Source organism: Chromobacterium subtsugae (genome assembly GCF_001676875.1).
In the GTDB taxonomy this organism is placed as follows: domain Bacteria; phylum Pseudomonadota; class Gammaproteobacteria; order Burkholderiales; family Chromobacteriaceae; genus Chromobacterium; species Chromobacterium subtsugae.
In genome coordinates this window covers 92,515-103,003 of the sequence record NZ_JYKA01000016.1, presented here as the reverse complement: position 1 = coordinate 103,003, position 10,489 = coordinate 92,515, and the positions used below count along the sequence as shown (strand labels likewise).

8 protein-coding genes and 4 tRNA genes are annotated in these 10,489 nt (G+C 61.8%); 3 read left to right on the top strand and 9 right to left on the bottom strand.

Features of this window, described 5'->3' with window-relative positions:
- Nucleotides 1-156 precede the first annotated feature (156 nt).
- Nucleotides 157-2,793: a TonB-dependent receptor plug domain-containing protein gene (locus MY55_RS17190; RefSeq protein ID WP_081284737.1), complete on the bottom strand. Its 2,637-nt coding sequence runs from the start codon at nucleotides 2,791-2,793 to the stop codon at nucleotides 157-159.
- Between the two features lie 254 nt (nucleotides 2,794-3,047).
- Nucleotides 3,048-4,466, bottom strand: a complete 1,419-nt coding sequence (locus tag MY55_RS17185) for an aminotransferase-like domain-containing protein (RefSeq protein ID WP_065202775.1) — start codon at nucleotides 4,464-4,466, stop codon at nucleotides 3,048-3,050.
- Nucleotides 4,467-4,865: 399 nt separating this feature from the next.
- Here MY55_RS17185 and MY55_RS23720 point away from each other — a divergent pair, with 399 nt between their 5' ends.
- Entirely contained in the window at nucleotides 4,866-5,273 is a 408-nt protein-coding gene (locus MY55_RS23720; protein WP_146008445.1) for a hypothetical protein, read from the top strand.
- Between the two features lie 124 nt (nucleotides 5,274-5,397).
- The gene (locus MY55_RS17180; RefSeq protein ID WP_065202774.1) at nucleotides 5,398-6,015 is read left to right on the top strand and encodes a LysE family translocator; all 618 of its coding nucleotides are present in this window, start codon (nucleotides 5,398-5,400) and stop codon (nucleotides 6,013-6,015) included.
- 61 nt (nucleotides 6,016-6,076) lie between these two features.
- Here the strand turns inward: MY55_RS17180 and MY55_RS17175 are convergent.
- The 4 genes from MY55_RS17175 to MY55_RS17160 form a co-directional block, all read right to left on the bottom strand.
- Nucleotides 6,077-6,151 (bottom strand) — tRNA-Glu (locus tag MY55_RS17175).
- A gap of 8 nt (nucleotides 6,152-6,159) precedes the next feature.
- Nucleotides 6,160-6,236 (bottom strand) — tRNA-Arg (locus tag MY55_RS17170).
- Nucleotides 6,237-6,241: 5 nt separating this feature from the next.
- Nucleotides 6,242-6,316: transfer RNA gene (locus tag MY55_RS17165), tRNA-Glu, on the bottom strand.
- Between the two features lie 9 nt (nucleotides 6,317-6,325).
- Nucleotides 6,326-6,402: transfer RNA gene (locus MY55_RS17160), tRNA-Arg, on the bottom strand.
- Nucleotides 6,403-6,586: 184 nt separating this feature from the next.
- Between MY55_RS17160 and MY55_RS17155 the strand changes: the two genes are divergently transcribed.
- Nucleotides 6,587-8,002: an exonuclease domain-containing protein gene (locus MY55_RS17155; RefSeq protein WP_043580413.1), complete on the top strand. Its 1,416-nt coding sequence runs from the start codon at nucleotides 6,587-6,589 to the stop codon at nucleotides 8,000-8,002.
- 69 nt (nucleotides 8,003-8,071) lie between these two features.
- On the opposite strand, the gene MY55_RS17150 is transcribed toward MY55_RS17155, so the two are convergent.
- Genes MY55_RS17150 through MY55_RS17140 form a run of 3 tightly spaced genes read right to left on the bottom strand, consistent with a single transcriptional unit; the run spans nucleotide 8,072 to nucleotide 10,487 of the window.
- On the bottom strand, nucleotides 8,072-8,821 hold the full coding sequence (locus MY55_RS17150) for a flagellar motor protein (protein WP_043580415.1): 750 nt from the start codon (nucleotides 8,819-8,821) through the stop codon (nucleotides 8,072-8,074).
- Between the two features lie 59 nt (nucleotides 8,822-8,880).
- On the bottom strand, nucleotides 8,881-9,621 hold the full coding sequence (locus MY55_RS17145; protein WP_043580417.1) for an RNA polymerase sigma factor FliA: 741 nt from the start codon (nucleotides 9,619-9,621) through the stop codon (nucleotides 8,881-8,883).
- Complete coding sequence (locus tag MY55_RS17140) at nucleotides 9,618-10,487, bottom strand: MinD/ParA family ATP-binding protein (protein WP_043580578.1); 870 nt, start codon at nucleotides 10,485-10,487, stop codon at nucleotides 9,618-9,620. The genes MY55_RS17145 and MY55_RS17140 overlap by 4 nt, the downstream gene beginning before the upstream one ends.
- Nucleotides 10,488-10,489 lie beyond the last annotated feature (2 nt).

Here is a 10,489-nt window from a genome sequence, read left to right as displayed (position 1 = left end):
ATTACAAGAAAAACGCCCAGCATGAAAATGCTGGGCTTTTTCTATTTTCTTCCATCGCATTCAGGCCGCCTTTTCCACGGGAAGCGGCTTGAATGCCGATTCATGCAAAACGGGATGCAATGCATCCCGTTTTTTCATTTTCCGCGCGGTGCGATTTCAGAAGTGGTGATTCAGCTCCAGCCAGGCCTGGCGGCCGTAGGGTAGGTAGGTGCCGACCGGATAGAACGGCGAGCCGTCGCTGTAGTCTTTCTTGATGAAGTCCTGCAGGTTGTTGACGATCAGGCCTAGCGAAGTCTGCTTGCTTAGCTGATAGCCTAGGCTCAGATTGGCCAGGATGGTGGGCGTCAGGTAGCCGGTTTGGGCGTTGTTGGGCACCTTGCCGTAGCGCGTCAGTTGCAGGGTGGACGACCAGTTGCCGATGCTCCAGCCCAGGCTGGCGCTCAGCTTGTTGCGCCAGTCGCTGTTGCTCAGGTCTTGCAGCCTGTCCTGGGTGGGGTCGCCGGCGAATTGCTGATAGGTGAAGGTCAGCACCTGGGAGTAGCTGGCCTGCAGCTGGAAGCGGCCCCATTTCGCGGTCCGCCAGCGCAGCTTGCCGTTCAGGTCTATGCCGCTGGTGCGTTCGTTGGCGGCGTTGATCGGATTGGTCAGGATCTGGTTGATGGCGCCCGGGTCCAGCACGGCGTTGGCCGGGTTGCGCTGCACCCGTCGCAGCGCGTCCTGGCACAGGCTGGAGTTGCTGTCCAGCTGGCCGCTGCGGCAAGCCGCCTCGTCGCGCAGAATCTTGTCCTGATCCAGGTCGGTCACCAGGTCGTTGATGCTGATGTTCCAGTAGTCCAGCGACAGGTCGGCGTCGGCGCTGGGCGACCAAACGAAGCCGAAGCCGTAGGATTTGCCGTTTTCCGGCTTCAGGTCCGGATTGCCGCTTTTGACGAAATTGGCTGTCAGGTCCTTGTAGTCGCAAGTGGCGGTGGGCTGGCCCGCCTGCTGGCAGCGCCAGTAGTCGGTCACGCTGGGATAGTAGCCGCGGCTTTGCGTCAGAAACAGGTAGTTCATGTCCGGCGCGCGGAAGCTGGTGGCGTAGTTGCCGCGCAGCAGCAGCGTGTCCAGCGGGCGGAATTCCAGGCCGCTGCCATAAGTGAACTTGCCGACGCTGCTGTCGGCGATGGCCAGGCGGTCGTAGCGGCCCGATAGGGTGACGTTCAGGCGCTTATGCAGCGGAATGAACAACTCCGCGCCGGCGGCTTGGCGCGCGCGGGTGCCGCCGGCATGGCTGCCGGGCGAGGCTCGATAGAACACGCCTTGCCCCAGCTGGATGTCGGGATCGTTGCTGAAGCCCTGGCTGCCCCATTCCAGCGCCCCGGCCAATTTGACCGCGCCTGCGGGCAGCTTGAACAGGTCGCCGCTGCCGCTGAGGCTCAGCGCCTGCAGCCAGGACTTGTCCTGCTCGAAGCTTCTGCCGACGATGCTGTTGAATTGGGCCGGCGTGATCGGGGCGGCGAAGTGGGCCGCGTTGGGCGCGTAGATGCCTATGCCGTTGCTGTCGGTGCCAAGCTGCGGGCCAAGGAAGAAGCTGTCCACGTTGGATAGCAGCCTCGGCGCGGCCTGCTGGCTGGTGTAGATCGAGGCGTTGTACGCGGCTTCATAGTTCCAGCTGGTGCCGGGCAGGTCGCCGCGCACGCCGAAGGTGAGGTTGGCGGACAGGTCGTCCCATTTGCGGTTGTAGACGGTGGCGCCGCCGATTTCCTCCGGCGCCAGCCGTCGGGTCCATTGCTCGTATTGGCCGGTGTTTTGGTTGAGGAAGTATTGGCTGGATCCGCCCAGCGAAGTCCAGGCCGGGCCGCGGGTGTTGTTTTCGGTGTGATTGAAGCCGAGCAGGGCATCGCTGAACAGCTCGGCGTGCTCGTTGAGCTGGTAATTGGCGCTCAGGTAGCCGTTCTGGCTCTGGTTGGCGGTCTGGATGGTCCAGTAGTCCGGGCTGGCCTGGCCGCTGGCGCAGACCACGCCGTTGCCGGTCCGGCTATTGATCGTGTAGGGGCGGACGCTGCCGTTGAACAGGCTGGAAAAAGCGCTGCAATCGCCTGCGCCTATGTATTTCCCCTTGTTCGGCCCCTGTTTGATCTGTTGCGACCAGATGGTGGTTGGGGCGGAGCCGTCCGAGCTGTTGTCGGCCATGAAGCCGCGCTGGTTGCTCCAGATGGCGTTGCGCTGGCTCAGCTCCAGCCCGTAGACCAAGCTGAGTTGATCCCAGCTGTGGCCGCCGCTCAATTGCAGCCTGCCATTCTCGCCGCCATGGTGCTCGCTGGCGCCGACCTTGACGTTGACGTCCACGCCATCGGTCTTCTTTTTCAGGATGACGTTGACCACGCCGGCGATGGCGTCGGAGCCGTAGATGGCGGAAGCGCCGCCGTTGAGGATTTCTATCCGGTCTATCATCGCGGCCGGAATATTGGCCAGATTGACGAAGTTGACCGAGCCGTCGTACGCCGTCGGGTAATCGGCGACCCGGCGGCCGTTGATCAGCGTCAGCGTGTGGTTGGGCCCCAGGCCGCGCAGGCTGATGGCGTTGGCTGCCGGTGTGAAGGTGTTGCCGAAGTCGGCGCCCTGGGTAAAGCCGGTGTTTTGCGGCAGGCTGTTCAGCGCGTCGTAGACATTGGTGTAGCCCTGTTTTTCGATGTCGCTGCCGGTCAGCACGGTGACGCTGGTCGGGCCTTCCTGGGCGGAGCGGGAAATGCGCGAGCCGGTAACGGTGACGCGCTCCAGCGCCGCGCTGTCGGCATCGCCGGCAGCGGCCATCGCCGGAACGGCCGCGAGGCCGAGCAAGGCGGGAATGACATATGTGTTTATCTTGTGTTGGATTCTCACAGAAATTCATCAGACAGGGTCTGATCCCATAGAAATTTCGAAGAATACAATCTAACACCATGTCATTTTCATGCTTTCAAGAAAAATAGAAGTATTAATGCTTTAGGCATATATGCCGGCGACAGGGTGTTGCATCTTTGCCGGGAGGGTTGAAGGGCGGCGCTTCCTGACCGCTCGGCGGAACGTCAGACCCTGCTGGCGGCGCGGGCTTGGCTCAGCAGCATGGCGAATCTGTGGGCGACGCCGGCATCGTCGCTGCTGGCGACATTGAAGCGCATGAAGCGGCGCGCGTCGGGATTCCGGCTGAACAGCGTGCCCGGCGCGAGCACCAGATCTTGTTCCAACCCGCGTTGCGCCAGTTCTTCCGCATCGATGCCGGCGGGAAGCCGCGCCCAGATGAACATGCCGCCGTCAAAGGAGTGGGCCGGCTCGCAGCCGCTCTGCCGCAGCCACTCGGCCACCCGGGAACCGGACTCCAGCAGGCGAACCACCAGGCGATTGCGGTGCTTGCCGTAGCTGCCCTCGGTCAGCATGCGGCAAAGCAGTTGTTCCAGCAGCTCCGACGTGATGCCGCCGCTCATCAATTTCAAATGGCACAGCTTGGCCGACAGGTCGGGCGTGGTCACCACGTAGCTGGCTCGGGTGTTGGCGCTCAGCACCTTGGAAAAGCCGGAGAGGTAGCTGACATGATCAAAGCCGGCCAGGGCGGCCAGCCGCGGCGGCGGCGAGCTGTGCAGGTCGCCGTATAGGTCGTCTTCCACGATGTGGCAGCCGTATTGCTTGGTCAGCTGCAACAGGCGGTAGGATTGGGCGGGTGTGAAAGAGTGCCCGGTGGGATTGTGCAGCAGGGAGGTGGTCAGGTAGATGCGCGGCTTTCGGGCGGCCAGCAGCGTTTCCAGCTGATCGAAATCGATGCCGCCGGTGTTGCGGGCGATGGTGACGACGCTGGCGCCATGCAGCGCCAGATTGGCGTGAAAGTTGAAATAGCAGGGATCGTCCAGCAGCACGGTGTCGCCGGGGCGCAGCAGCAGGCGCAGCAGCATGTCTATCGCTTGCACGGTATTGGCGGTAGTGACGATCTGTTCCAGTTGGACGGTCATGCCTTGCAAGCTCAGCCGCTGCTGCAACGCTTGCCTCAGCGGCAGATAGCCGGCCGGGCTGCCGTAGCCGGATATCCTCAGCAGCGGCGAACGCACGGTTGCGCGCATCGCCTGGCGGTAGGCGTCGGTATCCAGCCAGCTTTCCGGCAGGTGGCCGCTGCCGGGGCGCATGGCGCCGTTGTCGGCTATCAGCGAGCGGCGCAGGATGCTGATCAGGTCTTGCGGCATCAAGTCGGCCAGCGGCGCCGCAGTCGGCGCCGCATTGAGCGGGGAGACGAAAAAGCCCCGGCCTTGCCGGGATGACACCAGATGGCAGCCGCGCAGCCTATCCAGCGCGTCGATGACCGTGAATTTCCCAACTCCAAATAGGCGCGTCAGCTCGCGGATCGATGGCAGCTTGCTGCCCGCAGGGATGGTGCCCTGCAGGATGGCTTCGCTCAGGGATTCGACGATTTGCTGAACCTTGGGACTGCCTGGATGAAAGGCGATCGGGGAGATTGGCATCGTGGTCCTTTTGACTTTGCCGGGGATTTTACCGGTAAAGTCCTGTCATTTGAAGCCAGGCTTTATCTGTTATGAATCAATCCCGAGACCTATTCTGTGCGCATGTGATCGCTGGTGGACTGCTTCGTCTTGTCTGGGTCAATTCTGAGTAGGTCATTAAAAATCTTTAGCTAAATATTTTCCGCTGCAGTACGTGGGAGAAATTAATCAGATCATGTGGAGCGTTATACCATTTGAATGGTATTCGTTCTTTCAGGCGTGCATGATAGCTGTGTTTTGATCTAAAAGTAACGCTTACTCAGAATTTATTCTACTTCGTGTGAATTTGGGGTTTGTGGTTAATCTGATTTGCGGAGATCAATCGGTTGGCGGGTTGAAATTAATAAAACGAGGTGAGCAATGAGTACGCAGGAGCTTAACTTAACAAGCGAGCTGGCAAGGCTTTTGTACTATGCGGCTCACGTTGCAACTACGATTCGGCAGCGCAGCGAGAAAATAGATAGCCGGGGCTGTCGCTTGCTGAATGGCAAGGGTATTTTTCAGCTGGCTGATGCTTTGCATAATTTTGACCTGTTGGGGCATGCTGTCCTGACTAATAATCCAAGAGCAATGTTGCGAGTTTGCAATTTGCTGCTAAAGGATTATCAACGCTATATTCAACGCTATGCGATTCCGCTTGATGATACGAAGACTTCCGGGTTTGGAAAGCCTGGGATTCATATGGTGGATTTGCAAGAGGGAGTGAAAATCATTACAGAAATACAAACCAGAGTTAGACTTTTAACTAAAGCAGCATGTGTGAGTTAAGATGAAAAGATTGGATTTACTTCACCGGCACTCAGAATTTGGCAGCCAAAACATACTACCCTTTCTACCCTTTCCCCATTGCCATGCATGGGGTTTTTTTCAAGCTTACCATTTTGAGAGGCAAGTGCAGCAATTTTCTTATTTCCTTATTTTCTGCGCGACGACGACGTTCAGTCCTGGTCCCATGACGGTTTTCTTGATGAGTCTTGGGTTGAGGAATGGATTGCGTAGCTCCATTCCCGCGCAGTTGGGTGCTTCGGCTTCGTACCTGGTTTCCATTTTGATATTCGCCATCGGCTTGTCCGAACTGCTGAAAAACGACCCGTTTGTCATGAGTGCGATCCAGATCGCCGGCGTGGGCTATATTCTTTACCTCGCGTATCGGCAATGGACCAGCAAGGGCGTGCGGATGGAAGTGGCGGGTTTGTCGAGTGATATGAGATTCGGCCAGTTGTTCATCAAGGGCATGCTGACCGGATTTTCGAATCCCAAGACGATTCTGATGTTCAGCGCGGTATTCCCGCAGTTTGCCGGGCGGGCGGGCAGCCGGGCGGCGGACATCGCCATCCTGGGGCTGACTTTTCTGCTGCTGCAGTTCGCCAGCGGGTGTTCCTATTGTTATTTCGGGCAGCGGATCAAGCATGTGCTGGATCAGCCGAGAAGACAGCGCCTGATGCAGAGGATCACGGCGGTGCTGCTGCTGGGCGTGGCGGGAATGCTGGTGAATAGCTTTGCCGCCTAGAACGGCGGATCGGGAATGAAGAAGGCCCGTCATGCTGAGATGACGGGCTTTCTTTTCATTCTGGCGTCCCCACGGGGAATCGAACCCCGGCTACCGCCGTGAAAGGGCGGTGTTCTAACCGCTAAACTATAGGGACTGAAACTGTGGTGCACCCGGAGCGATTCGAACGCCCGACCCTCTGGTTCGTAGCCAGATACTCTATCCAACTGAGCTACGGGTGCAGCTTTGGCGTCCCCACGGGGAATCGAACCCCGGCTACCGCCGTGAAAGGGCGGTGTTCTAACCGCTAAACTATAGGGACGCTGATTTTTGGTGCACCCGGAGCGATTCGAACGCCCGACCCTCTGGTTCGTAGCCAGATACTCTATCCAACTGAGCTACGGGTGCACTGCCTTGCGAGACGTTGTGTCTTGCGAGGAGGTGAATAATATAGAGGGCCATTTGGCCTGTCAACACCTCGTGGGACTTTTTTTTGCAAAGCCGGTAAACTGGCCCGCAATTGCTGTCGCGGCCTTCCAACATGGCCTGGCGAATGGCATGTCCGGCGCGCGGCGCCGCACGACTGAAAGCGATGGATAGATTGAATACCCTGTTTGAACAACCCTGCGCCATCGTCGATCTGGAAACCACCGGCGGCAATATCAGCCGCGACCGCATCACCGAGGTGGGGGTGATCCTGATCGACGGCGAGCGGGTGGAGCGCCATGCCTGGCTGGTCAATCCCGGCCAGCCGATTCCGCCGTTCATCGAAAACATGACCGGCATCAGCAATGAGATGGTGGCCGCGGCGCGGCCATTCGCCGAACTGGCCGAGGAGCTGCTGGCGCGGTTGCAAGGCCGCCTGTTGTTGGCGCATAACGCCCGCTTCGACTACGGGTTGCTGAAGAACGAATTTCGCCGCCACGGCCTGCGCTTCCAGACGCGGGCGCTGTGCACGGTCAAGCTGTCGCGCCGGCTGTATCCGCAGCATTTCAAGCACAGCCTGGATAGCCTGGTGGCGCGTCACGGCATAGACATGCCGGAGCGGCACCGCGCGCTGGCCGATGCCGAGGCGGTGTACCGCTTCCTGCGGATCGCGGAAGGGGAGCTGGGACAGGGGCGCCTGGCGCATGAGGCGGAGCAACTGTTGTCGCAGCCGGCCGAACTTGGCGATCTTGCGCCGCAGTTGCAGCAACAGATCGAGGAGCTGCCTGATTCGGCTGGCGTCTATGCGCTGTTCGGCGCGGCGGGCGAGGCGCTGTATGTCGGCCGCGCCGCCAATCTGTACCGCAAGGTGCTGGGGCATTTCGCCAAGGCCAAGCCCGGACACAAGAGCCACGAGGTGCGCATCGACGAGCCGGTGGCGCGGGTGGAGTGGCGGGAGAGCCTGGGCGAATTCGGCGCGCATCTGCAGGAGCTGCAGTGGCTGCGCGCCTATCAGCCGCTGCATAACCCGCGCGCGCGGATGTTGAGCGAGGCCTGTTCGCTGCAACTGCGGGTGGAGGAGGACGGTTTCGCGCGGCTGCGCGCGGTGTCGGCGCAGGATATCGATTTCAGCCGCACCACCGATCTTTACGGCCTGTTCCGCCACGCGCGCGAGGCGCGCAAGGCGCTGGCGCAGATCGCGCTGGCGCAGGGGCTGTGCCAGGCGGTGCTGGGGGTGGAGCAGGTGACCAGCCGCAAGGGCGTAGCCTGCAACGCCTACAGCCTGAATCGCTGCCGCGGGGCCTGCGTCGGCAAGGAGGGCGCGGACAGCCATAATCTGCGCCTGGTGTCGGCCTTGCAGCGCCTGAAGGTCAGGCAGTGGCCGTTCGAAGGGGCGGTGGCGGTGGTGGAGCGCGACGAGGTGTGCGGCGACGTGGTCGAGCATCTGTTCGACCGCTGGTGCTACCTTGGTTCGCGCCGCAACGGCGGCGAACTGGATGGCGAGCCGGCTTTCGATCTGGACTACTACAAGTTGCTGGAGAGCGAGCTGCGCAAGCCGGAGCGGGAACTGGCGGCGCAGTGAGCTGACAGCGCAAAGCCAAAAGGCAAGCCCCCCTGGCTTGCCTTTTTTGCGAGCTAACGCGGTAGCGGTTTATTCATGCATCGCCAGGAAGCCGCGCAGCCGGCTTTCGATGATGCGCGGGTTTTCGCCGTTGGCGATGGCGACTATGCCCTCCACCACCAGCTCTTTCATCGCCAGCTCCGACGCCACCAAGTGTTTGAGCTTGTTGCCGACCGGCAGGAAAAACAGGTTGGCCGAACCGACGCCGTAGACGGTGGCGACGAAGGCCACCGCGATGCCGCCGCCCAGCTTGGATGGGTCGGAGAGGTTTTCCATCACGTGGATCAGGCCCAGCACCGCGCCCAGAATCCCCATGGTCGGCGAATAGCCGCCGGCCGATTCCCAGATCCGCGCCGCCTGCTTGCGGGCGTGCTCGAACATGCTGATTTCCACGTCCATCACCGCGCGCAGCGTGTCCGGCTCGGTGCCGTCCACCAGCATCTGCAGCGCTTTCTTGGTGAAGGGATCGCGTTGCTGATTGATCACGCCTTCCAGCGCCAGCAGGCCGCCCTTGCGCGAGGTCTGGCTCCAGTTCACCACTTCGCGGATCATTTTCTCGTGGTCGAAATTGGGCGGGCGGAAGATCCAGCGCACCATGCGCAGGCCGGCCATGAACTGCTTGGGCGTGCTTTGCAGCATCACCGCGCTGGTGGTGCCGCCGATGACGATCATGAAGGCGGTCAGCTGCATCAGCGAGCCGAGGCTGCCCCCTTCGATGGCCTGGCCGGCGACGATGGCGGTCAGGCCCAGGATGATGGCGATAAGACTGATCTTGTCCACAAGGTGTTTCCGTTATTGATCTGGTCTGAAGCCCGGCATCACGCAAACCGGGCCTTCCCTTACAGCCAGTCTTTCAGTTTTGCCCGCAGCCTGGCGATGGCCTGGCTGTGCAGCTGACAGACCCGGGACTCGGTGACGCCGAGCACCGCGCCGATTTCCTTCAGGTTCAGCTCCTGCTCGTAGTACAGCGCCATCACCAGCTGGTCGCGCTCGGGCAGGAATTTGATCGCGCTGATCAGATGCTGGCGGAAGCTGTCGTCGGCCAGCGTCGCCAGCGGGTCCGGCGAATCGTCGTCGGCGACGTTGGCCACCGGGTTGTGCGGGTTCTCGTCGTCGCTGGCGAAGTCCTCGAAGTGTAGCAGGGTGGTGCCCTTGCATTCTCCCAGCATGTCCTGGTACTGCTCCAGCTCCACGCCCAGCTCGGCGGCGATTTCCGACTCCAGCGGCGCGCGGCCGAGCTGCTGTTCGAGCCGGGCGATCGCTTCTTCGATCTGGCGGGCCTGGCGGCGCGCCTGGCGCGGCAGCCAGTCCTCGCGGCGCAGTTCGTCCAGCATCGCGCCGCGGATGCGCTGACTGGCGAAAGTTTCGAACATCACGCCCTGCGCCGGGTCGAACTGGCGCGCGGCTTCGATCAGGCCGATCATGCCGACCTGGATCAGGTCGCCCAGATCCACCGAGGCCGGCAGCCGGGCGATCATGATGCTGGCCAGTTTGCGTACCAGCGGCGCGTGGGCCTCCACGTCTATCTCGACGCTGGGGGCCGCATTGGCGTAGCCCGATCGGCGAAAGGACGGGTTCATAGGGGTTTGGCTCCATCTGCCTCGGCCCAGTCGCGCGAGGCGGCAATCAGCAAGTCCATGTATCCGGTATTGTCACGTGTGGTTTCCGGCGCGTCCCAATGCAGCAGCACCGCCGCCAGCTGGGAAAACGCCGCGGCGGCCTCGCTGTCGGGGAAGGCTTCCATCATCGGACGGTGCAGCGTCTGGCTGCGGCGCACGGCGCTGTCCTGCGGCACGAAGCCCACCCAGCGCAGCGACACCGTCAGGAATTCGCTGGTGACGGCCGACAGGCGGGTGAACAGCTCGCGCGCCTCGTCCAGATGGCGCGCGCGGTTGATCAGCACATTGAAGCGCTGGCGGCCGTACAGGCTGGCCAGGCGCTTGATGTTGGCGTAGGCGGCGGTCAGCGATTCGGCGGCCGGGGTCAGCACCAGCACCAGGTTGTCGGCCACGCTGGCGGGGATGGCGTCCAGGCCGGGGTTGGGCACGTCGATCAGCAGCGCCGAGGCGTCGCGCTCCTGCGCGCCGAATTCGCTGCCCAGCCTGAGCCACAGTTGGGCGGAGAACAGCGCGCGCTGTTCCGGCCGCGCATAGAGATTGACCAGCTGTACCCCCTGGCGCGAGGTGATCATCATGTCGTCCAGCCCGCCGGCGTTGACCACCTGGCTTTCCAGCGTGGCGGTGGCGGGGACGCCCAGGCGGCGCGTCTGCACCTGCCCCAGGCAACAGTCTACCACCAGCGGCCGCAGCCCGGCATAGGCCAGGCCCAGCGCCAACTCGGTCACCACGGTGCTGGTGCCGGAGCGCTCCGAGCCGATGAAGGCGAAGCTGGGAGCGCGGTTCTGCTGCGCGGCGAGCAGGCGGAGGCTGGCGGCTTGATCCGTCATCG